Below are 21654 nucleotides of genomic sequence, written 5' to 3'. Positions count from 1 at the left end.
CACATCGTCGAAACCGGTAACGAGTCCTATCGCCTGCAACACAGTAGCTTGGCGGCCCAGGCCAAGATCAAATCACGGGAGCGAAAGCGTAAGGGCGGCCAAGAACCGGAGGACGATGAGCCGTTCTGATTTCATGGCGACGACGGCCTGCTACATGGCTGCGTGTGGCAGGTCTTAAACAACTGAACTGGGCTAGCGAAGGAGTGGGGGCAACAGCAGCTGCGCTGGTAGACTTATCCACAGTTGCTGGTAACAAAATCAGCAATCCGCCCTGGGTCAAATTTCAATCGGCAGGGTGGGTCAATTTTCCATCAGCGCCAACAGGTGTGTGCCTGTGGTTAATAAACCATGGCGGTATATCGATCTAATCCAAGGACGAATTCCACTATACGAGTATTCATTACGGGTGCACTGGCAATTGTTCGGAAAGATTAGGGGTTACAAATCTGTGCATTGATCTGATGCGCTGTGGTTAAAAAATAGCTGTGTGTTCACGGTTTTGATCGGTATGTGTCGCGGCCAAGTGCCGTCCCAGGAAATGATTTATGCGCAGTAATAGAAATATCACAAATATCGAGCAAACGTTTTCAGGCGACCAGCGTTTGATATCAGCGACTGATATTTCCGGGAAAATAACCTACTGCAATAAAGAATTCATAAAAATCAGTGGTTATTCAGAAGCTGAACTGCTGGGCAGTCCGCACAGTCTAGTGCGTCATCCTGATATGCCGACGGCAGTGTTTGCTGTGATGTGGAGCTATTTAAAAGCCGGCAAAAGCTGGATGGGGATTGTTAAAAATCGCTGCAAGAATGGCGATTACTATTGGGTGAGCGCCTATGTGACCCCGATTATTGAAAGCGGTAAAGTGGTTGGCTATGAGTCGGTCAGAGTAAAACCAACGCGTGAACAAGTTGAGCGTGCTCAAGGTGTTTATAAAAGAATTTTTGCAGGCAAGAAAGCCAACCCAGTATTTAATTCTGCAGCAAATATTTTTGAGGTTTTTGCGCTGCCGGTGGCAGCGATCATCGGTGCGGTTTGCTCAATTGGTTATCTTTCCAGTTTTTATGCTCAAGTAGCGACTGCCATAATATTTGCGCTATTCGGCTGGTGGGCATATACACGGTTAGATAAGCACCTGGCGAAAATACTGCGCAGTGCACCCGACGCATTTTTTGATCCTGTTAGTGCGGCTGCCTACAGCGATGCGTCAGGCGCTTCGGCGCAAATGGAAATGGTCCTGATCAGTGAAGATGCTCGACTTAAAACAGCCTTAACCCGGCTGAGTGACTTGACAGTGTTGGTCGCCGACTCCGCCAAACACTCGTCATCGCTATCCAGTCAGACAGAGTCATCATTGTTAGAGCAGCGCGCGGAGATAGACATGACCGCCGCCGCCATGACGGAAATGGCAGCGTCTATTTCCGAAGTGGCAGGCCATGTGCAGCAAACTGCAACTGAGGCACAAAAAGCTAATGAACTGGCTGCCGAGGGTGATGCTGTAGCAGAAACATTGCGCACTGCTATTCAGTCACTGGCTACCACAGTCTCCAATATCAGCTCTGCTATTGATCACCTGGCAAATGAAACGCAGCAAATCATGAGTGCTGCCGGAGTTATCCAGACGATTGCCGACCAAACCAATCTTCTGGCATTGAATGCTGCAATTGAAGCAGCAAGGGCTGGTGAGCAAGGCCGCGGCTTTGCTGTTGTTGCGGACGAAGTGCGTGCCCTTGCGAGCAAGACGCGTGAGTCTACTCAGAAAATTCATCATGTTATTCAGGCGTTGAAACTGGGTGCTGATGACGCTGTAGCCATTGCCAAGCTGGGTATTAACGAGGCCGATCACGGCGTGCAAAAAGTGATCGAAGCGCAGCGCGCCTTGCAGGGCATTCGCGAGGCCGTAGACAAGATCAGCGGGATGAGCCAGCAGATGGCCGCTGCTTCGGAAGAGCAAGCGCATGTTGCTGAGGATATATCCAAGCAAATTAATAACGTCGCGGTGACCGTCGAGCGAACCGCGGGTAATGCCACGTCTGCTGTGGGTTATGGCAGCGAGTTGGAGCAGTCATCTCGTGGGCTGCGTGCATTAGTTGATCGTTTTAATCGATAGATTAATCTTTGCTTGGAGTTTTTCGTGATAGATACCTATCGGATGGCGGTTGATCGCGCGGCTATATTTTCTGAAACTGACGCGAACGGAACAATCATCTATGTCAATGATATGTTCTGTACGATATCGGGCTACAACAAAGACGAGTTGATGGGTCGAAATCACCGAGTGCTTAATTCTGGCACTCACGGCCCGGTTTTTTTTGAGGAGATGTGGCGCACTATTTCTTCAGGCTCAACCTGGAAAGGTGATATCTGCAATCGCGCCAAGGATGGCAGCCTGTATTGGGTGCACAGTGCCATCATGCCGATGGTCGATCCCCAGAGTGGCAGAATTGAACGGTATATCTCAATTCGATTTGATGTCAGTGAAAAAAAGGAACTGTTACGCGATTTAGAGTGGCGCGCTGATCATGACGTACTCACAGGGCTGCTGAATCGTGCCCTGTTGGCGCAAAAAGCTAAAGAAACATGTGCAGAGCAACGCTCGTCTGGTAAGTCGGTTGTTGTAGGCATGATTGACCTTGATAGTTTTAAGGAGGTCAATGACGGCTATGGTCATGCGGTTGGCGACAAGCTTTTAGTTATTGTCTCGGCCCGTATAAAAAATGCCCTACGCCCCACTGATATAGTGGCGCGCACCGGTGGCGATGAATTTGTTTTAGTGCTTAAAGACCTGCAGGATTATTCAGAAATTGGTTCGACCGTTATACGAATCATGGCCGCTATTCATGCGCCCTGCATAATACAGGGTATTGAATTTAGGGTGTCTGCCTGTATCGGTCTCACGGTTTATCCTAAAGATAATCGAAGTGTTGACACCCTGCTGCGTCATGCTGATCAGGCGATGTATGTGGCGAAGCAGAAAGGGCCGATGTCATACCATATTTTTGATGTCATTCATGATAGTAAGGTCAAGAGTGGCTTTAAGATAATAAATAGGGTTAAAGAAGCACTTAGGCTTGGTGAGCTGTCACTGTTTTATCAGCCTAAGATTTGCCTGAATGACTGCAGTGTTGTGGGTTTTGAGGCGTTATTGCGTTGGCATGATCCCGAAAGAGGGTTGGTGTCGCCGTTGGATTTTTTACCGCAAATCGAAAACGACAAAATAATTTGCGACATTGGTGAGTGGGCCATTGAGCAAGCGGTCGCGCAAATCAGTGAGTGGTGCGCCACGGGGCGTAACTGGTCGATCAGCGTGAATATCGCTGCCAGGCACTTCCAAGAAAAAAGTTTTATTGAGCGGCTAGCGTTAGTGCTGAAGAATGCGGGGCACGTTAACCCTGGGCTGCTGGATATTGAAATCGTTGAGTCGGTTGCGCTGGATAATATCGAGTATGTGAATAAATGTATTGTGGGCTGCCAGGGCCTGGGTGTGACATTCTCGATTGATGATTTTGGCACTGGCTACTCCTCACTGAACTACTTAAAGCAGTTGCCCACACAGACGCTTAAAATTGATCAGTCTTTTGTCTGGGATATGTTGGTGGATGCCGAAGACTTTTCGATTACCTCGGCTATTGTCGGGCTGGCCAAAGCATTCAATAAGGTTGTTGTGGCGGAAGGTGTTGAGACGCAAGAGCACTTTTTTGCACTGAGGAAAATGGGCTGTGACCTTGCCCAGGGTTACTTGATGGCCAAGCCTATGCCCGCGGCCGATGTAGTGCGCTGGGAAGCTGAGTATGTACAGAGCGCTCAATATCGCGCCTTGCGGCAGGCGCATGGAGTGGCTGAGATGGCACTGGCATAAGCGCGCCTTAGTACGTGTTGCGCTGCTGGGTGATCGCCATGTCTGGGTCGCCCGGGTGGATGCAGTGAGGAGCCGTTTTAGCCGATCAGCCCGCCTGTCATGCGTGTTTCAGGCACAAAAAAACCGGCGTTAAGCCGGTTTTTTGTGTGGCACGGTTTGCTTAGTTATTAACCAAACTAAGGAATTCGCTGCGGGTTGCGGCGTTTTCGCGGAACTCGCCGAGCATCACCGAGGTGACCATGGAGGAGTTCTGCTTTTCCACGCCGCGCATCATCATGCACATGTGCTGTGCCTCGATAACCACCGCCACACCGAGGGCGCCGGTGACGTGCTGGATGGCTTCGGCGATCTGCCGGCTGAGGTTTTCCTGAATCTGCAGGCGCCGTGCGTACATATCGACGATGCGTGCGACCTTCGACAGGCCAAGCACGTTGCCGTTGGGGATGTAGGCAACGTGGGCTTTGCCGATAAAGGGCAGCATGTGGTGCTCGCACAGCGAATACAGCTCGATGTTTTTCACCAGCACCATTTCGCTGTTGTCGGAGCTGAACAGTGCGCCGTTGGTGACTTCTTCAAGCGTCTGCTGATAGCCCTTGCACAGGTACTGCATGGCTTTGGCGGCGCGCTTGGGGGTGTCGAGCAGGCCTTCGCGGGATACGTCTTCGCCGAGTTGGCCGAGGATCGCGGTGTATTGCTGTTCCAGAGACATGGACACTCTCGTAGGTCTTTGCAGAGCGCGCAGGGTAGGGCGCAGGGATAAGGCTGGCAAGTGCGCCAGCCGTTAGTTGCAGGGGCTTATTCGTCGCGGCCATCCATCATGGTGCGCTTGAGCATCACGTAAACCGCGCCGGTGCCGCCGTGTTTGGCCAGGCAGGAGGTAAAGCCGAGTACTTGCGGATGCTGACGCAGCCAGGTGTTGACGTGGCTTTTGATCATCGGCTTGCGGCCGTCCATGCGCACCGCTTTGCCATGGGTGATGCGCACGCAGCGCACCTCTAGCTTGTTGGCTTCAGCGATAAATTCCCACAGGGTGTCGCGGGCTTTTTCCACGGTCATGCCGTGCAGGTCGAGGCTGCCTTCAAAGCTGATCTGCCCCAGCTTGAGCTTGCGCATCTGGCCTTCTTGCACGCCATTGGCTGCCCAGTAGAGTGGGTCTTCGGCGCCGACATCAATGACAAACTGATCAGACAGGCCATCGACCTTGATCGCGTCGACGCGCGCCGTGGCGGCCTGACGCAGGGTGGCCAGTTGGGCACGGTTGGGTTTTGGCTTGCCGGTGTCTGCACGGTCATGCTTGATCGGTCTAACGCCGTGCAACTGGGCTTTGAACAGGGAGAAATCGTCGTCTTGCATTTGGTGCCTGTTACCGTCTAGTTCATGGCCGCGCCGAAACGGCAGCAGGCCCCACACTTGCGCGAAGGCCGCTAGTGTAACCAACCTGTCGGTCTTCGTGCTGTGTGGATCCGCCAGGCTCAGTCGCGCTTTTTCATCAGGTGCGGTGCCATGCTCAGGTCGCTGGGGCGGCGCAGGCGGCGTCGACAGCGACGCCAGAGCAGCACGCCGACACTCAGCAGCAGCAACCCGGTAACGACGAACACGCTGGCCATGGCCGGCGACTCGTTCAGCGGGCCCAGTGCGGCAGGCTGGCCAAGCAGGGTGGCGGTGCCTGCCAGGGTCAGCAGCACGCCGAATGCGGCGAACAGCGCCGCCAGCCCAGCCCCCAGGCGCAGACGCCAGTTACTGGCATTGCGCGGGCGCAGGCGGCGGGCGTCAAAACCATCGGAGAATTTCATTCCGATTTACTCATGCCAATTTCCTCAGTGGCTATCGGCGATAAGACCGGTGTGTGCTGGCGTGGTTCAACTAGGTCGGCCAGCACGGGTAAGTGCGAGTTGTCCCGCAGCTGTCAGATCAACGCGCTGGCGTGTGGCACAACGGCGGCAAAGTTGTCAGCCAGGGCGATCATCTCGGCGCGGTGCATGTCGGCAGCACTGATGACCTGACCATCGAGGGTCGGCAGGTCACGGGTGGCGCAAGCCGCATCGACTAAGGTGCAGCGGTAACCATAGTCCTTGGTGGCGCGTACCGTGGTGCTGATACTCGAATGCGTCATAAACCCGCAGACGATCAGGTCCAGGTGGCCGAGGGCTTGCAGGCGCTCATGCAGGTCCGTGCCATTAAAGGCGTTGGGCATGCGTTTTTCGACGACGATTTCCCCCGGCAGTGGCGCGACTTCGGGCAGGTGCAGGCCGCGAGGGCCGCGGGGGTCGAGTAGGCCGTCGGGGATGCCGAGGTGTTTGACATGCACGATGGCGCTGCCCAGGGCGCGTGCGGCGGCGAGCAGCTTGGCGATTTCCTCAAGCGCGGCATCCAGTCCGGGTAATTGCAACACGCCGCTGCGGTACTCCTCTTGCGCATCAATGATCAGCAAGGTTGCATTGCTCAAGCTGGCGGGCGCATGGCTGCGGCCAGTGAGGGCGAACATCGTTTTTACGGCGGACATGGCAGGGAACTCCAGGCTGGCATGGACAGTCTGGCCATTGTCCCCTTGTGCTGCGCTGCTGTGAACCATTGCGCTCAATGATCTTGCTGGCGAGCAGGAGCAAGTGGCGAACCGGGCCTGGTTTTTACCCGCAAAGTCGCGGCGTTATGGGCTGGTTTACCCGGTATTGCGAACATTTACGGCTGTTGTTCGGCCAGGCACTTTCCATCTCGGTACTGCAGCCATGGCGATTGTCAGTAAAGCCCTAGCAATTCGAACTGCAGGTACCAGATACCCAGCGAGCCGAAGAAATTGACCAGGATGGCGGGTAAGAACTTCAGGTGAACGGCGAAGCTGTAGGTCTTGTCCAGCGACATCGCCATCACGCCGGCCGCGGAACCCACCACCGTCAGCGAACCGCCGATGCCGACCATCAAGGCATTCAACGCCCATTGATTGAGGCCCAGCTCGGGGTTTGACATCAGCGCCGCCGCTTCCACCGGCACGTTGTCCATCACCCCAGACGCTACCCCAAGCACCACGTTAACCGCCGTGGGGTGCAGCACTTCAAATAGCCGCGAGATATACGACAACCAGCCGACGTGATTGAGGCACGCCACCGAGGTGATGATGCCGATAAAGAACAGCAGGGCGTTCCACTCGACCTTTTGCAGTTGATCCTGCCAAGGCAGTTCGATGCCGCGACGCATCAGCAGCCAGGCGTACAGGGCGACGATGCCCAGGCCGATGCCGATGGCGAACTCAATGCTGACTTTCAGCAGGACATTGCACAGCACTGCGCCGAATACCGCGCAAAAACCGACCAAGGCCAGGCCCGCACCGCCGGGCTTGAGGGCGGTTTCTGACTGGTCCGCGAGGTGGATCAATGCTTGGCCATTGAGTTTGCGCAGATAAAAGAAATGCAGGGTGGCGGCAAACAGCAACCAGCCAATCAGCGCGGAAGGAATCAGCAGCAACAAACCGGCGATGCTGATTTTGCCGGCCAGCACCACCATCAGGCTGGTCGAGGTGCCGAGGAACCACACCCCGGAGTTGGAGGCGACCACGATGTTACACAGCGAAATATGCGTGTAACGCTGGTTGGTCGAGATGCTTTTCACCGTTTTGCCGAAGATCATCGCCGTGGTGATGTTGTTGAGAAACGGCGAGAGCATGGCCGACAGCGCCCCGGTCGCCCAGAACATGCCGCGCGCCCCAAGGCCCTTACGCATCAGGTAGCCGTTGAGCGCGGTGAAGACGTTCCGCTCATTGAGCAGCTCGACCACCATCCACATAAACGCCATAAAGGCGATCAGGCCAAACAGTTCTTCCTTGATCTCGCTTTGTGCATGCCGGAAGTACTGGAAGCCGTTGGGGTCATAAAACGCGTAGTGGGCGCCAATAACAATCAGGCCGGACATCATGAACATCGCCGGCTTGAACTTATCCATCTCCAGTTGTGCTTCAAAAACAATCAGCGTCATGCCAATCAGGAATATCGCCAGCACGAGCAAGCCCGTGAGCGAGAAGGGATCTATGACCATTTTTAGGGGTTCTTAAGAAAGGGCGGGAAGGGTTATAAATTGGTAACAAAATTATACTGATGCGCGTAAGCCATAGGCAGGTTTACTTTGTGACTGCAGCGGCTTTTATGGTCAGCAATGCGTCGTGCCGTTAAACAGCCGTTGAGCCTGGGCGCGGGTAAGCGTGACAGGCTGCTAGAATGGCGGACTTTTACCAGCGGAGAGCTGCCGTGACCGACGCCATACATGCCCACCCAACCCGCCTGCGCACTGTGCGCGACTACATTCGCTGGGCGGTCAGTCGGTTTCACGGGGAGGAGCTGTTCTTCGGCCACGGCACCGACAATGCCTGGGACGAAGCGCGCCAGCTGGTGCTCGGTGCCCTGCACCTGCCGTATGAAATAGCCGATGGCTACCTCGATTGCCGCCTGGAAGACGACGAGCATGCGCACCTGCAAACGCTGCTCATGCGGCGCATCGATGAGCGTGTACCGACCCCTTACCTGCTGGGGGAGGCCTGGTTTTGCGGCTTGGCGTTTATCGTTGATGAGCGCGTGCTGATTCCACGCTCACCGATCAGCGAATTGATCGAGCAGCATTTCTCGCCGTGGCTGGCCGTAGAGCCGGCACGGATTCTCGACCTGTGCACCGGCTCGGGTTGTATCGGTATCGCCTGTGCCTACGAGTTCCCCGACGCCGAAGTGGTGTTGGGCGATCTGTCGTTTGAGGCGCTGGAAGTGGCCAACCAGAATATCGAGCGGCATGGCTTGGATCAGCGTGTTTACACCGTACAGGGCGACGGTTTTGATGGGCTACCGGGGCAGCGTTTTGACTTGATCGTGTCTAACCCGCCCTACGTGGACGCTGAGGACTTTGCCGATATGCCGGCCGAGTACCAGCACGAGCCAGAGCTGGGCTTAGCCTGTGGCGATGATGGCCTGGACCTGGTGCGACGCATGCTGGCTGAAGCGGCTGACCACCTGAGCGAGAAGGGTGTGTTGATTGTTGAAGTCGGCAACAGCCAGGTGCATGTCGAAGCCCTGTATCCGGAAGTCGACTTCACCTGGCTGGAGTTTGAGCGCGGCGGTCATGGGGTATTCCTGCTCGCCGCTGCGCAATGCCGTGAGCATCAGGCGCTGTTCCGTCAGCGCCTCTAGCAGGTTGTTGCAAAACTACCTGTCTCGCCAATGGTTCAATCGCCAGCTAGCGCAGTGTTAGGTGCCGGCTAATCAAGGCGCGCAGGGCCGCTGGCTTGACCGGCTTGGGCAGGAAATCGAGGCCGGCGGCATGCACCTGAGCGATCAGCTCAGGGCGGCCGTCGGCGCTGATCACCACACCCGGTAGCGGTTCACCCAGGCGCGTGCGCAGCCAGGCCATCAGTTCGGTGCCGGTTTCACCGTCATCCAAATGAAAGTCCACCAGCGCCAGTTGCGGGCGCACGTCTTCACTGAGCAGGTGTTCGCATTCCAGGCGATTACGCGCGGTCCACACCTGGCAGCCCCAGCGTGACAATAGGCTGTGCATGCCCGTGAGGATGCTGTCTTCGTTGTCCACGCAGAGCACCTGAATACCGGCCAGTGGCTGACCGTGATGGTCCACCTGGGCAATCGGCGCCGGGGCTTCGGCATGCTGGGCGAGTGGCACGGTGACACTGAACACGCTGCCTTTGCCTGGCCAGGAGCGCACTTGCAGGGTGTGGCCGAGCACTCGGCACAGGCCATCGGCAATCGCCAGGCCCAGGCCCAGGCCTTTTTCAGCGCGGGTCTGGTGGCTGTCCAAACGTTTGAATTCTTCGAAAATCACCCTGCGCTTATCGTCCGGGATGCCTGGGCCGCGATCCCAGACTTCCAGGCACAGGTGCCGGCCTTGGCGGCGAACACCCAGTACCACGCGGCCCTTGGCATAGCGGAAGGCGTTGGTCAGGAAGTTTTGCAGGATGCGCCGTAGCAGCTTGATGTCGCTGTCCACCCGCAGGCGGCTGCCGCGCAGGCGGAAGTCCACGCCTTGCTCGGTGGCCAGCACCTTGAATTCGGCACCGAGGGTGTCGAACAGGTTGTTCAGCACGAAGGCATGGCGATCCGGGGTGATGCGGCCGTTTTCCAGGCGTGAGATGTCCAGCAGGTCGCTAATCAGGTCTTCGGCTGAGCGCAGCGAGCTGTCGAGGTGGCGCACCAACTCCCGCGCGTCTGCGGGCAGTGCGTCGTCCTGATGGGACAGGGCGGCAGAGAACAAGCGTGCGGCGTTCAGCGGCTGCATCAAGTCATGGCTGACCGCGGCGAGAAAGCGGGTTTTCGACTGGTTGGCGCTCTCGGCCACGCCCTTGGCTTCGGTCAGTGCCTGATTTAGCTGCGACAGTTCATAGGTGCGCTCGCTGACCCGTTGTTCCAGGCCTTCATTGGCGGCCTTGAGTGCGCGCTCGGCTTCACGGAATTCGGTGATGTCGGTGAAACTCATGACAAAGCCACCGCCGGGCATTGGGTTGCCGATCAGCTCAATGAACTGGCCGTTGGGGAACAGCCGCTCGGAGGTGTGCGCGGTGCCTTGGCGCATCCAGTGCAGGCGCTTGCTGACATGTTCGTCGATATCGCCGGGGCCGAGCAGGCCGCGTTCGGCGTTAAAACGGATCAGTTCAGCCACCGGACGCCCCACATAAACCAGGCCTTCGGGGTAGTTGAACAGCTGGATATAGCGGTTGTTCCAGGCCACCAGGCGCAGTGATTGATCGACCACGCTGATGCCTTGGGTGATGTTCTCGATCGCGCCTTGCAGCAGTGCACGGTTGAACTGCAGCACTTCGGAGGCTTCATCGACGATGCGCACCACGTCCTCGACCTGCATCTCGCGGCCTTCGATGGCGGCCTTGACCACTGCACGGGTCGACGAGGCACCTAGTACGCCGGCCAGTAGGCGCTCGGTGTGAGCAATCCAGTCGCTGTTGGCCGTCTGGCTGGGGTCGAAGCCTTTGCCCTGGCGGTAGGCAAAGCGCATAAAACTCTGGCGCGCCCGGTCTTCGCCGACAAAGCGGTTGGCCAACAGCAGCAAATCGCCGACCTGCACCGCCAGCATGCTGCGGCTACTCGGCTTGTTGCCCAGGTCATGGCCAATAAAACGCCCGGCCTGCCAGTACTCCGCAACCCGCGCGCGGGAAAAGTAGGACACCCAGGCAAACAGCAGGAAGTTACCCGCCAGCGACAGCACCACACCGCGGGTCAATGGGTCGACCTGAAAACCAATTGGGCCGTAGAGCAGGGTTTGGATACCCGGCAACACATCCACCGGCCAGCCGAGGCTGCGGGCGAGCAACGGCATGACCAGGGTGTAGAACCAGATCAGGGCGCCAAAAAACAGCCCGGCAAATACACCCTGACGGTTAGCTTGCTTCCACACCAGCGCGCCAAACATTGCCGGGGCCAACTGGCCGATGGCGGCAAACGATACTTGGCCGATGGTGGCCAGGCTGGCGTTGGAGCCCAGCAGGCGATAGCACACGTAAGCCAGCAGCAGGATCAGCACGATGCTGACGCGGCGCGCGGTGAGCATCCAGTGGCGGAAGGCTTCGAAGGGCCGCTCGGTGTTTTGCCGGCGCAATAGCCAGGGCAGCAGCATGTCGTTGGAGATCATGGTCGACAGTGCCACCGAGGCCACGATAACCATGCCGGTGGCGGCCGATGCACCGCCGATAAAGGCCAGCAGGGCCAGCGCCGGGTGGGCCTCGGCCAGCGGTAGGCTGATGACGAAGGAGTCCGGTGTAACCCCGGCGGGCAGCAGCATCTGCCCGGCCAGGGCAATCGGCACCACGAACAGCGCGGCCAGTGTCAGGTAGGCGGGAAACACCCAGCGCGCCAGTTTCAGGTCTTTGGGTTCGATGTTTTCCACCACGGCCACATGGAACTGCCGCGGCAGGCAGATGATGGCGATCATCGCCAGGCCGGTCTGCATCATCATCGCTGGCCAGTTCACGGTTTCTGCCCAGAAACTCTCCAGGGCGGGGCTGGCGTTGGCCTGGCTGAACAGGTCGGCAAAACCGTTGTACAGGCCATAGGTGACAAAGCCGCCGACCGCGAGGAAGGCCAGCAGCTTGACCAGCGACTCGAAAGCAATCGCCAGGACCATGCCGCGGTGGTGTTCGGTGACATCCAAGTTGCGCGTGCCGAACAATATTGTGAACAGTGCCAGCACCAGTGACACGATTAGCGCGGTGTCCTGAGCGCCCGTGCCATTGGCACCCGCGCCCGCCCCACTGAGCAGGTTAACGCCGAGCACGATGCCTTTGAGCTGCAGGGCGATATAGGGCAACACCCCGACCAGGCAAACCAGCGCCACCACCACCGCCAGCGCTTGGGATTTGCCGTAGCGTGCGGCAATAAAGTCGGCGATCGAGGTGATGTTTTCCTGCTTGCTGATCATCACCATCTTCTGCAGCACCCAGGGTGCGAAAACCAGAATGATGATCGGTCCGAGGTAAATCGGCAGAAACGACCAGAGCTGCTCGGCGGCCTGGCCGACCGCGCCAAAAAATGTCCAGCTGGTGCAGTACACCGCCAGTGACAAGCTGTAGACCCAGGCCCGCACACGCGGCGGCATGGGCGCGGCGCGGCGGTCGCCGTAGAACGCGATGGCGAACAAAATAGCCATATAGATCAGCGCAACCGCGGCGATCAGTCCGCTGGACAAGGTCATGCATACTCCAAAAACAAACGAGAGGGGCGCTGCGCTCGCAATGGGCAGCGCTAGAGCCGCCAAAGCCTAACGCATCAGCGCCCTAGACAGATTATGGGCTGCAGTTTCGCAGCAAAATTACGATGCGTCAGGCACGACCAAGGTCGCACGCGCACAGCTCGTATGACTGTTGTGGATTGTGCACACTGGCACGCGCTGTTAGCGTGTCGCGTCTGCGACGCTGTCCGAGGAGGGACCCTATGTTCAAGCCGCAACTGATTACCCTGCAACGTGGTGGATTGCGCATCGAACCCATGGTCGATGCTGATATTCCGGCGTTGGTGAGCCTGGCCGAAGCCAATCGTGCAGAACTGGTGCATATGAATGGCACTCAGCGTCTGGACTGGTACCGCGAAGGCTTGCTTGAACAGCGCGAAGGGCGCGCCTTGCCCTTTGTCATCCGCCTGGATGATCAGCTGGTCGGTACCACCCGTTTTGCTGATTTTGTCAGCAGCCTGCCGGCCGCAGAAATCGGCTGGACCTGGTTGGACAGCAGCCAGCACGGCACGGGCCTCAATACCCTGATCAAATACCTGATGCTCAAGCATGCCTTCGAGAGTTGGCGCATGGTGCGTGTGCAGCTTAAAACTGCGGCCAGTAACCTGCGTTCGCAACGCGCCATCGAAAAGCTCGGTGCGCTGCGTGAAGGCGTGCTGCGCAACCACCGTCGCTTGGCCGATGGTCGTTTGGACGACACCGTGTTGTACAGCATCACTGACCATGACTGGCCCGTGGTCAAGCAACAGCTGGAGGCGCGTTTCAGCGGTTGATGGATGGCGCAGGTGGGCACCGAACAAACACGGTTTTGGCAGTCACGCGAGTTGGCTGGCGTGGAGTTGCTGCATGCGCAGTTTGTCGAGCAGCGTTTTTCACCCCATGTGCATGAAGGGTTTGTCTTCACTGTGATCGAGCAGGGCGCCCAACGCTTTCGCCACCGCGGCAGTGAGCATCTGGCGCCTGCTGGCAGTATGGTGCTGATTAACCCGGATGAGCTGCACACCGGCTCCAAGGCCCATGAGCAGGGCTGGCACTATCGCGGCTTCTATCCGGACAACGCGCAGGTGTGCGGTGTGCTGGCGGAGCTGGAGTTAGGTCGGCAGGGCATGCCGTCGTTTGCCCTTAGTGTGTTGCATGATCCGCAGCTGCATCGCCAATTTGGCAATCTGCATCAGTTACTGGATAGCCAGGCCTCCGCGTTGCAGCTGCAAACTGCCTGGCGTGAAGCGATTCTGCGGCTGTTTCAGCGCCATGCACGCTTGCCTGAAGGCTTGCAGCCGGGTGATGAGCCGCGCGCGGTGAGTCGCGCCAAAGAACTACTGGCCAGTCAGTTGGCGGTGCCGCCGTCACTGGAGCAATTGGCGCAGGCCGTGGGGTTATCACCGTTCCATTTCGCCCGGGTGTTTCGCCGTGCCACGGGCCTACCGCCGCACAGCTGGCTGATGCAGCGCCGGCTGGAGCAGGCGCGCGCGTTGTTGCGCGATGGCTGCACGCCGCTGAATGTGGCGATGCAGTTGGGCTTTGCTGACCAGAGCCACCTAAGCCGCCAGTTCAAACAAGCTTACGGCGTTGCACCGGGGCAATATCGCCAGGCCCGCGCCATTCGCTAGCGCGTGGCCATCCAAATCAGCAATCCCGCCTGAAACATGCAGAAGGCCACCAGGCAGGTGATGGTGAAACGTAAACTGCCGTCCTCGCGTTTAAACAGCTCGATGCGCTCGGTCAGTTTGCGCACCTTCACATCCAGCTCATGTAGGTTCTGATCGGCTTGCTGCAGCATGCCGGCGGCGTCCAGTAGCTTGATGATTTGCACTTTTTCCGACTGCCAGTCGCCATGCAGCGAACTGACCCGTGGTGCGCTGCACTGTGCCTTGATGTTTAACGGGTCGAGGTACTCAACAGTAAAACCCTGAGCCTTGAGGCAATGATCGCGGCGGGCGCGAGCTTCATCGCTGAAGGCGCTCTGGCTCGGCAGTTGTGTGCTTTCCACTTGGTAGTGGGCGAAGTGCTGCCGCGCCCAGGCAATCCCCTGGGCCAGTAGAAACCGCCCCAGGCCACGGTTTTCAGGCTCTACGCTGAGGCCTTTGTCCGGGCCAAAGCGCACCACCCGTTGCTCATGGTCAGCCCACACGTCGAGGATGTTCTGTTCCGGGCGTACCCGTTGCCCGGGCAGTTGCAGGGTCAAGCGCAGCAGACTTTGCTGCTTACTCTGGCGCTCGACGCGGCCCAGCTGGATAAAACGCAGCGGCCGCACGCCGGTGTGGCGGTCGGTGGGCAAGGGGGCCAGGCGCAATAACAGAAAGTGCTCAGGTGCCAGCTCTGCCCAAGGGTGAGCTGGCTCAGCGACTTCCTCAGAGGCTGCGTCGGTATCCGTTTGCGGCGCGGGGCTGGTGGTCATAAACAGCGGTCCTGTACGCGACGCTGAAACAGTTAGCGCCTGTTTGAGCGCTATCGGCCGTTAGTCGGCTAACTAGAGGCTGGCATTTTGCCGCTGCGCTGAATAAACCGGGCGATCTGCTCGCTCAGCCCGTGCGCCAAGGGTAAGCGAGGATTGTTATAACTGGCCAGTTGCGCGGGTAAATCCAGCGCGCTGATACGCAGCAGATGGTTCATCCCAGGGATGATCAGCAGTTCAGCATCAGGCGTGGCGGCCTTCAGGGCGTGGGCATCGGCGACGCTGACTTGAATGTCATGGCTGCCTTGCACGATCAGTGCGGGAATCTGCAGGCGTGCAAAGGCCTGGCCAGGGTTCTGTTGCAGCAGCGAGATCAAGTAAGGCTGCACGCTGGGGCGAAACAGCACCTGCAACGGCTTGGGTACCTGCGGGGTGAGTTGCCCGGCTAACAAACGGTCGAGGAGCTGATTACTTTGTGCAAGCAACGGCGGAGGAAGACGCGCCGCCAACTGCTCGCGCAACAGTTGGTCAATCGGCCGCGAACTGCCAGCGATTGCTACCAGGGCGTCGGCGTGGGCCTGTTCGGCGGCCAGGCTGGCAATCAGCGCGCCTTCGCTATGACCGATCAAAATCAGCCGGTCAAATGCCGGGTTGGCCTTGAGCAACTGCGCCCAGGCCACTGCATCGCTGACATAACGCTCGACACTGAGGTTGCGCTCATCCGGCGTGGCGGCGCGGCTGGCGGCGACCCCGCGCTTGTCGTAGCGCAGGCTGGCGATGCCTTGTTTAGCCAGGCTCTGCGCTAGGCGCTTGAGGCTGTCGCTCTGGCCGCCTTCGGGGTTGTTGCCGTCACGGTCGGTGGGGCCGGAACCGGCGATCAGCAACGCTACCGCTACGGGTGTGGGGCCGCTTGGCGTGAGCAAGGTGCCGTGCAGCGTGCCCTCGGCTGTTTGCAGGTGCAGCGGTTGCTGCACGCTGCTGTGTGAAGCGCTATTGGCAGCGGCTTGAGCCAGGGGCGGGAGTAGGCAAAGGGTCAATAGAAGCGCTCGCAACATGGGTAACAACTGCCAGAGGGGGAACTGTTGGACGGTTATACGCGCTGAAGGTTCGAGGATGAACTGTGCGAACGCCACGGGTATACTCGCCGCCTTTATTCACGTGGGCGCTGCGCGAGTTGGCGTAGGCTCTGAGCTGATTTTCGCGGAGCGTTTTGCACATGTCCGGCAATACCTACGGCAAGCTGTTCACTGTCACCACCGCTGGCGAAAGCCATGGCCCGGCGTTGGTCGCCATTGTCGATGGCTGCCCGCCGGGGCTGGAGATTAGCCTGGAAGACCTGCAGCGCGACCTCGATCGACGCAAGCCGGGCACCAGCCGCCACACCACCCAGCGCCAGGAAGACGACGAGGTGGAAATCCTCGCCGGGGTGTTCGAGGGCAAAACCACCGGTTGCTCTATTGGCCTGCTGATTCGCAATACCGACCAGAAGTCCAAGGACTACTCGGCGATCAAGGACTCCTTCCGTCCGGCGCATGCCGATTACACCTATCACCACAAATACGGCATCCGTGACTATCGCGGCGGCGGTCGCAGCTCCGCGCGGGAAACCGCCATGCGGGTGGCCGCCGGTGCCATCGCCAAAAAGTACCTGGCCACCCAGGGCATCGTGATTCGTGGCTATATGAGCCAGCTGGGGCCAATCGAAATCCCGTTCAAGAGCTGGGAGTCGGTCGAGCAGAATGCTTTTTTCAGCCCAGACCCAGACAAAGTGCCGGAGCTGGAAGCCTATATGGACCAGCTGCGCCGTGATCAAGACTCGGTTGGGGCGAAGATCACCGTGGTCGCCGAAGGCGTGATGCCGGGCCTGGGCGAGCCGATTTTCGACCGTCTGGACGCCGAACTGGCCCATGCGCTGATGAGCATTAATGCGGTCAAGGGCGTGGAAATCGGCGCCGGGTTTGCCAGCGTGGAGCAGCGCGGGACCGAACACCGCGATGAAATGACGCCGGAAGGGTTCCTCTCCAACAACGCCGGCGGCATCCTAGGCGGGCTCTCCAGCGGCCAGCCGATTGTCGCGCACCTGGCCCTCAAGCCAACGTCGAGCATCACCACGCCGGGACGCTCGATTGATGTTGATGGCAACCCGGTGGATATCATCACCAAAGGTCGTCACGACCCTTGTGTAGGTATCCGTGCCACGCCGATTGCCGAGGCAATGATGGCCATCGTGCTGATGGACCATCTGCTGCGTCATCGTGGGCAGAATGCTGATGTGCAGGTCAGCACGCCGGTGCTGCCACAGCTGTGATCAGCCGCGTAGGTTGGCTTGAGCGCAGCGCTAGCCAACATTGCGCCCCCTGGGTATTGCTCTGCTCAATTCAGGCTACGGCTAGATCATGAGCAGCGCATTGCCTTACTGGCGCCTGTCCGGGTTCTACTTTTTTTATTTCTCGCTGCTCGGCGCCACCGCGCCGTTTCTCGCGTTGTATTTCGACCACCTGGGGTTTTCCGCCGCACGGATCGGCGAGCTGATCGCCATTCCCATGCTGATGCGCTGCATCGCGCCGAATATCTGGGGCTGGCTGGGTGATTACAGCGGCCGGCGGCTGGCCATCGTGCGCTTTGGCGCGCTGTGCACGCTGCTGTGTTTTGCCGGCATTTTTATCAGCCAGAGTTATGCCTGGTTGGCGTTGATCATGGCGCTGCATGCGTTCTTCTGGCATGCCGTGCTGCCGCAGTTTGAGGTGATCACCTTCGCCCACCTCAAAGAGCAGGCTGCGCGTTACAGCCAGATTCGCCTGTGGGGCAGCATCGGCTTTATTGTTGCGGTGGTGGGCCTGGGCAAACTGTTCGAGCTGCTCAGCCTGGACGCTTATCCCTGGGCGCTGATTTTGATCATGGCTGGCATCGTGCTGAGCAGCTGGTGGGTGCCCAATGCGCAGCCGCAGATGCGGCCCAATACTCAGGAGCAGGGCGGCTTCCTGCAGCAGCTAAGGCGACCGGGGACTCTAGCCTTCTACCTCAGCGCTGGCTTGATGCAGCTGAGCAACGGTCCGTACTACACCTTTCTTAGCCTGCACCTGGAAGCGCTGGGGTACTCGCGCGGAGTGATTGGCCAACTGTGGGCGCTGGGCGTGCTGGCCGAGATTGTGTTGTTTATGGTCATGGCCCGGTTGCTTGCGCGCTATTCAATAAGGACCGTGCTGCTGGCGAGTTTTCTGATTACCGCGCTGCGCTGGTTGCTGCTGGGTAATCTGGCCGGGCATCTGCCAGTGCTGCTGTTCGCCCAATTGATGCACGCGGCGACCTTTGGTGCGTTTCATGCGGCAGCCATGCATTTTGTGCAACGCAGTTTTGCCGATCGCCAGCAAGGCCAGGGCCAGGCGCTGTATGCCGCGCTGGCCGGTGTCGGTGGTGCCTTGGGCGCACTGTATTCCGGCTACAGCTGGCACAGCCTAGGTGCGGCCTGGACCTTTGCCATCGCCAGCCTGATTGCCCTGTGCGCCACTGTGATCACCGCGCGCTTTATGCATGATGAGCGTCCGTAACCCTATTCACTGAATTCAAGGCTTGAATTGAGCCCTTTCTGATCGTACGAGAGCCCTGCCCATGAGCTGCCTGACCGTCTACCACCAGTCCGCCCCCGCGCATCCGAACAAGCTGCTGAGCCATGCCGAAGACATTGCCAGCACCCTGGCCACTGTCGGCGTGCAGTTCAGCCAAGTGCCTTTGCAGGAGCCGGTGATTGCCGGTACGGCCAGCGCTGAGCTGATGGCGGCCAATCGCGCGCAAATCGATCAGCTGCTGACTGCGCATGGCTATGCCAGTGCCGAGATACTGAGCTTGTGTGATGAGCGCGGCGAGGGCAGCGAGTTGGCCCGCGCGCTTAGACAGGAAAAGGCCTGCCAGCCCGCTCATCTGCACTATTACTTGGCGGGGCGCGGCCTGCTGGCGCTGCATATCGGTGAGTATGTCTACGGCCTGCTGTGTGAGAAGGGCGACTTGGTACAACTCCCCGCTGGTACTGCGCACTGGTTTGATGTTGGCGAGCATCCGCGCTTCGCCGTGTTGCGCCTGTTCGACAGCGCCCAGGTGCCGGTTTTTAGCGCGGTAGAGGGTGATTTCGCCGCTGCATTTGCCGGCCTGGATGACTGCTAACAGGTCAAGCATCTGAACTCTTCTGCCGAACGTCTATCCTAGGTAAGCGATCCCTTCGCATAGGAGCGACACCATATGGGTTCAATGTTTAACGGTTTACTGGGGTTGGTCATTCTGGCGCTGGATATCTGGGCGATTCTCAGCGTGATCAAAAGCAACGCCGAAACGGGCATCAAGGTGTTGTGGATATTACTCATCGTCTTGCTGCCGGTGATCGGCCTGATCATCTGGGCGTTGATGGGGCCGCGTGGCACGGTCAAGTTCTAATGCCGTGGCGCTCTGGTGCGTGGCTGTTGGTGTTGTGCCTGCTGGGCAGTGCCGCTCAGGCCGACGATGAGCAGGCCTGGACGGCGCTGCGTGAAGGCCGCGCCGTTTTGTTGATGCGTCACGCTACCGCGCCCGGCACCGGTGACCCTGCGAATTTTCAGTTGGGTGACTGCCGTACCCAACGCAACCTCAATCAGGCCGGTCGCGAGCAGGCGCAGCGCTGGGGGCAATTGCTGCAACGTCAGTGGATTAAACCGCGGCTGCTCAGCAGCCGCTGGTGCCGCGCTCAGGATACCGCTCGGGAAATGGGCATTGCTGCAGTCGAAGCGTTGCCCGCCCTGGATTCGTTCTTTCAAACCCCCACCACTGCCCGAGAGCAGACGGCTGCGCTGATCGAACAGATCAATGCGCAAGCCCGTGGCGCACCGATGGTGCTGGTCTCCCATCAAGTCAATATCACGGCCTTGACCGGTATCTATCCGGCGTCTGGCGAAGGACTGATTCTGGCGTTACCGCTAGAAGCTCCGGCGCGTGTGCTGGCGCGTATTCAGCCCTGAACTATCGTGCGTTAAATACTCAGCAGCCGCTGTTCCGGTAGCTGCGCACCTTCTAGTTTGAGCAACAGTGCTTTGCGCGGCAAACCGCCGGCATAACCCGTGAGGCTGCCGTCGCGGCCGATTACTCGGTGGCAGGGAATGATGATGGCAATCGGGTTCGCGCCATTGGCAGCACCCACCGCGCGAAATGCTGTGGGCCTTGCGATCTCGGCGGCGAGGGCGCTGTAACTGCTGGTCTGCCCGAAGGGAATGCGCAGCAGCGCCTGCCACACGGCGAGCTGAAAAGCCGTGCCTTGCGGCGCTAAGCGCAGCTCGAAGCGCTGCCGGCTCCCGGCGAAGTACTCATCCAGTTGCTTGCACACTTCATCCAGTTCACCGGTGGCGCTGCGCCAATCCTCAGCAATACGCCAGGGCTTGCCGTCGATATCCATCAGCAGTTGCTGCAAGCCGCGTTCATCAGCGGCCAGTAGCAGGCGGCCGATAGGGCTGTCGTGGTAGCGGTAGAACATCGGTCAGCCCTCGCGTGAGTGGTGCCATCTGTGCGCGGTGCATAGGCGCGTTTAAGGCGGTTATGCGCTTGAGCCCAGTGTCTGCCGATATTGCCCGGGCGTCAGGCCTTTCCAGCGTTTGAAGGCGTGCAGGAAGTTCGACACTTCGCTGTAGCCGAGGCGTTCGGCAATGTCTTCCTGGCTCAGGCTGGCAATGGCCAGTAGCTCTTCGGCCAAGGCTTGGCGCACTTCCTCCTGCAGTTGGCGAAAGCTGCTGCCCTGGTCTTCCAGGCGACGGCGCAGGGTGCGGCTGCTGATATTCAGCTCACTGGCGATCACTTCCATATCGGCCAGCCGTCCCGGGGTACTCAGCAGACGATCGCGGATCTGCCCGGCCAGGCCACTGCGCACTCGGCGTTTGGCCAGCAGCGCCTGGCACTGCAGCTCGCAGAGCTGGGCGCTGTGCGGATTGGCGCGGGGCAGGGGCAGGTCGAGCAGGTGGCGGGGGAAACTGATGCGGTTGTGCGCGCAGGCGAATTCCGGCAGCAGGCCGAATTGTTCGCTAAATCGCGCCGGGTCGGCCGGTGCTGACTGGCTCAGTTGCACGCTGCTCAGGGGCACCTTAGCGCCGGTCAGCTCGCGTTGAATGACCATCACCGCGACGGCGTCACGTAGCAACAGAAAATCGCGCACGCTGTCTGGCAGGTGGCTGCCATCCAGCTCCAGGTGCGCCTGGCTGGTATCTTCGCGCAAGGTGATGCGGTTAAAGGCAAAGGTCAGGTCCAGATAACGCAGGCCCAGTTCAGCCGCCTGGCGGAAGGTCTGGCTGCTGAGCAGGGCGTAGCCCCAGATACCGTAGGTGGTCAGCTGATAGCGCAAGCCAGCCTGTAGGCCCAGGTCATCCTGGCCGGGCAGGGCGTCGATCAGGTTGCGGATCAGTTGCAGTTCCTGCGCGCCTTCGATTTCGCTGTGCAGCTCGGCCAGTTGCAAGGGGCTGAGGCCGGTATTCAGGAGGCAGCGCTCGACACTCAGGCCGTGGTCGAGGCCCAGCTGGGTCAGCAGTTGTGCGCTGGTGATGCTGCGCTTTGGCAGGGTGTAGGAGACGGCTGACATGCAGTTGTCCGGTGGCTTGTCCGAAAGTCACAATCGATTGGCCGACTATGCCATAACTGATGAGGCGGCAGGCAAGTAGCATTCAGCTACCGCTA

20 protein-coding genes and 2 pseudogenes are annotated in these 21654 nt (G+C 59.0%); 12 read left to right on the top strand and 10 right to left on the bottom strand.

Annotated features, from left to right (window positions below; translation table 11 throughout):
• The 4 genes and pseudogenes from SOP97_RS06400 to SOP97_RS06390 all read left to right on the top strand — a co-directional run.
• Positions 1 to 129 (top strand): annotated as a pseudogene (locus tag SOP97_RS06400) (AAA family ATPase); the annotation flags it as partial.
• A gap of 416 nt (positions 130 to 545) precedes the next feature.
• Positions 546 to 875 (top strand): annotated as a pseudogene (locus SOP97_RS20320) (PAS domain-containing protein); the annotation flags it as partial.
• Between the two features lie 351 nt (positions 876 to 1226).
• Positions 1227 to 2111, top strand: coding sequence for a methyl-accepting chemotaxis protein (locus SOP97_RS20315; RefSeq protein ID WP_411912035.1), 885 nt, complete (start codon positions 1227 to 1229; stop codon positions 2109 to 2111).
• 24 nt (positions 2112 to 2135) lie between these two features.
• A complete protein-coding gene (locus SOP97_RS06390) occupies positions 2136 to 3860 on the top strand; it encodes a putative bifunctional diguanylate cyclase/phosphodiesterase (protein WP_322948646.1) in 1725 nt (574 codons plus the stop codon).
• A 160-nt stretch (positions 3861 to 4020) separates the two neighbouring features.
• Here SOP97_RS06390 and folE read toward each other — a convergent pair whose 3' ends face one another.
• The 5 genes from folE to nhaD form a co-directional block, all read right to left on the bottom strand.
• The gene (gene folE / locus SOP97_RS06385) at positions 4021 to 4569 is read right to left on the bottom strand and encodes a GTP cyclohydrolase I FolE (protein ID WP_322948645.1); all 549 of its coding nucleotides are present in this window, start codon (positions 4567 to 4569) and stop codon (positions 4021 to 4023) included.
• Between the two features lie 86 nt (positions 4570 to 4655).
• A complete protein-coding gene (locus tag SOP97_RS06380; RefSeq protein WP_274086499.1) occupies positions 4656 to 5213 on the bottom strand; it encodes a Smr/MutS family protein in 558 nt (185 codons plus the stop codon).
• A 119-nt stretch (positions 5214 to 5332) separates the two neighbouring features.
• A complete protein-coding gene (locus SOP97_RS06375; RefSeq protein WP_322948644.1) occupies positions 5333 to 5653 on the bottom strand; it encodes a hypothetical protein in 321 nt (106 codons plus the stop codon).
• A 113-nt stretch (positions 5654 to 5766) separates the two neighbouring features.
• Entirely contained in the window at positions 5767 to 6363 is a 597-nt protein-coding gene (locus SOP97_RS06370; protein WP_274086497.1) for a cysteine hydrolase family protein, read from the bottom strand.
• A gap of 233 nt (positions 6364 to 6596) precedes the next feature.
• Complete coding sequence (nhaD, locus tag SOP97_RS06365) at positions 6597 to 7886, bottom strand: sodium:proton antiporter NhaD (RefSeq protein WP_322948643.1); 1290 nt, start codon at positions 7884 to 7886, stop codon at positions 6597 to 6599.
• A 221-nt stretch (positions 7887 to 8107) separates the two neighbouring features.
• Here nhaD and prmB point away from each other — a divergent pair, with 221 nt between their 5' ends.
• Positions 8108 to 9022, top strand: coding sequence for a 50S ribosomal protein L3 N(5)-glutamine methyltransferase (gene prmB, locus SOP97_RS06360; protein ID WP_322948648.1), 915 nt, complete (start codon positions 8108 to 8110; stop codon positions 9020 to 9022).
• A gap of 46 nt (positions 9023 to 9068) precedes the next feature.
• On the opposite strand, the gene SOP97_RS06355 is transcribed toward prmB, so the two are convergent.
• A complete protein-coding gene (locus SOP97_RS06355) occupies positions 9069 to 12545 on the bottom strand; it encodes a hybrid sensor histidine kinase/response regulator (protein WP_322948642.1) in 3477 nt (1158 codons plus the stop codon).
• Positions 12546 to 12784: 239 nt separating this feature from the next.
• On the opposite strand from SOP97_RS06355, the gene SOP97_RS06350 reads away from it, so the two are divergent.
• A complete protein-coding gene (locus SOP97_RS06350) occupies positions 12785 to 13354 on the top strand; it encodes a GNAT family N-acetyltransferase (protein ID WP_274086494.1) in 570 nt (189 codons plus the stop codon).
• Between the two features lie 12 nt (positions 13355 to 13366).
• Complete coding sequence (locus SOP97_RS06345; protein WP_322948641.1) at positions 13367 to 14191, top strand: helix-turn-helix transcriptional regulator; 825 nt, start codon at positions 13367 to 13369, stop codon at positions 14189 to 14191.
• On the opposite strand, the gene SOP97_RS06340 is transcribed toward SOP97_RS06345, so the two are convergent.
• Positions 14188 to 14979 (bottom strand): hypothetical protein, encoded by a 792-nt coding sequence (locus SOP97_RS06340; RefSeq protein WP_274086492.1) that lies wholly within the window; start codon positions 14977 to 14979, stop codon positions 14188 to 14190. The two genes, SOP97_RS06345 and SOP97_RS06340, sit on opposite strands and share 4 nt — an antisense overlap.
• A gap of 68 nt (positions 14980 to 15047) precedes the next feature.
• Positions 15048 to 16031, bottom strand: a complete 984-nt coding sequence (locus tag SOP97_RS06335) for an alpha/beta hydrolase (RefSeq protein WP_274086491.1) — start codon at positions 16029 to 16031, stop codon at positions 15048 to 15050.
• 161 nt (positions 16032 to 16192) lie between these two features.
• On the opposite strand from SOP97_RS06335, the gene aroC reads away from it, so the two are divergent.
• From aroC to SOP97_RS06310, 5 genes are all read left to right on the top strand, one after another.
• Positions 16193 to 17284 (top strand): chorismate synthase, encoded by a 1092-nt coding sequence (gene aroC, locus SOP97_RS06330; RefSeq protein WP_322948640.1) that lies wholly within the window; start codon positions 16193 to 16195, stop codon positions 17282 to 17284.
• Between the two features lie 88 nt (positions 17285 to 17372).
• Positions 17373 to 18524, top strand: coding sequence for an MFS transporter (locus SOP97_RS06325; protein ID WP_322948639.1), 1152 nt, complete (start codon positions 17373 to 17375; stop codon positions 18522 to 18524).
• 61 nt (positions 18525 to 18585) lie between these two features.
• Positions 18586 to 19134, top strand: a complete 549-nt coding sequence (locus SOP97_RS06320) for an acireductone dioxygenase (RefSeq protein WP_274086488.1) — start codon at positions 18586 to 18588, stop codon at positions 19132 to 19134.
• Positions 19135 to 19209: 75 nt separating this feature from the next.
• A complete protein-coding gene (locus tag SOP97_RS06315; RefSeq protein WP_090385447.1) occupies positions 19210 to 19401 on the top strand; it encodes a PLDc N-terminal domain-containing protein in 192 nt (63 codons plus the stop codon).
• Positions 19401 to 19958, top strand: a complete 558-nt coding sequence (locus tag SOP97_RS06310; RefSeq protein WP_322948638.1) for a histidine phosphatase family protein — start codon at positions 19401 to 19403, stop codon at positions 19956 to 19958. The genes SOP97_RS06315 and SOP97_RS06310 overlap by 1 nt, the downstream gene beginning before the upstream one ends.
• An 11-nt stretch (positions 19959 to 19969) precedes the next feature.
• On the opposite strand, the gene SOP97_RS06305 is transcribed toward SOP97_RS06310, so the two are convergent.
• Both SOP97_RS06305 and SOP97_RS06300 read right to left on the bottom strand, forming a co-directional pair.
• Positions 19970 to 20467 (bottom strand): methylated-DNA--[protein]-cysteine S-methyltransferase, encoded by a 498-nt coding sequence (locus tag SOP97_RS06305; RefSeq protein ID WP_274086486.1) that lies wholly within the window; start codon positions 20465 to 20467, stop codon positions 19970 to 19972.
• A gap of 60 nt (positions 20468 to 20527) precedes the next feature.
• The gene (locus tag SOP97_RS06300; protein WP_322948637.1) at positions 20528 to 21559 is read right to left on the bottom strand and encodes an AraC family transcriptional regulator; all 1032 of its coding nucleotides are present in this window, start codon (positions 21557 to 21559) and stop codon (positions 20528 to 20530) included.
• Positions 21560 to 21654: the final 95 nt, after the last annotated feature.

Source organism: Pseudomonas spirodelae (assembly GCF_034653255.1).
Taxonomy (GTDB): Bacteria; Pseudomonadota; Gammaproteobacteria; order Pseudomonadales; family Pseudomonadaceae; genus Aquipseudomonas; species Aquipseudomonas spirodelae.
The sequence above is the reverse complement of the archived record's forward strand: the minus strand, read 5'-3'. Positions and strand labels throughout refer to the sequence as shown.

What these genes read in the sequence shown, in the direction of transcription:
- SOP97_RS06340 (WP_274086492.1), bottom strand. Translation starts at nt 14,979, where the DNA reads ATGACCACCAGCCCCGCGCCGCAAACGGATACCGACGCAGCCTCTGAG.
- SOP97_RS06315 (WP_090385447.1), top strand. Translation starts at nt 19,210, where the DNA reads ATGGGTTCAATGTTTAACGGTTTACTGGGGTTGGTCATTCTGGCGCTG.
- SOP97_RS06300 (WP_322948637.1), bottom strand. Translation starts at nt 21,559, where the DNA reads ATGTCAGCCGTCTCCTACACCCTGCCAAAGCGCAGCATCACCAGCGCA.
- nhaD (WP_322948643.1), bottom strand. Translation starts at nt 7,886, where the DNA reads ATGGTCATAGATCCCTTCTCGCTCACGGGCTTGCTCGTGCTGGCGATA.
- SOP97_RS06335 (WP_274086491.1), bottom strand. Translation starts at nt 16,031, where the DNA reads ATGTTGCGAGCGCTTCTATTGACCCTTTGCCTACTCCCGCCCCTGGCT.
- SOP97_RS06380 (WP_274086499.1), bottom strand. Translation starts at nt 5,213, where the DNA reads ATGCAAGACGACGATTTCTCCCTGTTCAAAGCCCAGTTGCACGGCGTT.
- SOP97_RS06305 (WP_274086486.1), bottom strand. Translation starts at nt 20,467, where the DNA reads ATGTTCTACCGCTACCACGACAGCCCTATCGGCCGCCTGCTACTGGCC.
- SOP97_RS06325 (WP_322948639.1), top strand. Translation starts at nt 17,373, where the DNA reads ATGAGCAGCGCATTGCCTTACTGGCGCCTGTCCGGGTTCTACTTTTTT.
- SOP97_RS20315 (WP_411912035.1), top strand. Translation starts at nt 1,227, where the DNA reads ATGGAAATGGTCCTGATCAGTGAAGATGCTCGACTTAAAACAGCCTTA.
- folE (WP_322948645.1), bottom strand. Translation starts at nt 4,569, where the DNA reads ATGTCTCTGGAACAGCAATACACCGCGATCCTCGGCCAACTCGGCGAA.
- SOP97_RS06375 (WP_322948644.1), bottom strand. Translation starts at nt 5,653, where the DNA reads ATGAAATTCTCCGATGGTTTTGACGCCCGCCGCCTGCGCCCGCGCAAT.
- SOP97_RS06310 (WP_322948638.1), top strand. Translation starts at nt 19,401, where the DNA reads ATGCCGTGGCGCTCTGGTGCGTGGCTGTTGGTGTTGTGCCTGCTGGGC.
- SOP97_RS06370 (WP_274086497.1), bottom strand. Translation starts at nt 6,363, where the DNA reads ATGTCCGCCGTAAAAACGATGTTCGCCCTCACTGGCCGCAGCCATGCG.
- aroC (WP_322948640.1), top strand. Translation starts at nt 16,193, where the DNA reads ATGTCCGGCAATACCTACGGCAAGCTGTTCACTGTCACCACCGCTGGC.
- SOP97_RS06350 (WP_274086494.1), top strand. Translation starts at nt 12,785, where the DNA reads ATGTTCAAGCCGCAACTGATTACCCTGCAACGTGGTGGATTGCGCATC.
- SOP97_RS06355 (WP_322948642.1), bottom strand. Translation starts at nt 12,545, where the DNA reads ATGACCTTGTCCAGCGGACTGATCGCCGCGGTTGCGCTGATCTATATG.
- SOP97_RS06320 (WP_274086488.1), top strand. Translation starts at nt 18,586, where the DNA reads ATGAGCTGCCTGACCGTCTACCACCAGTCCGCCCCCGCGCATCCGAAC.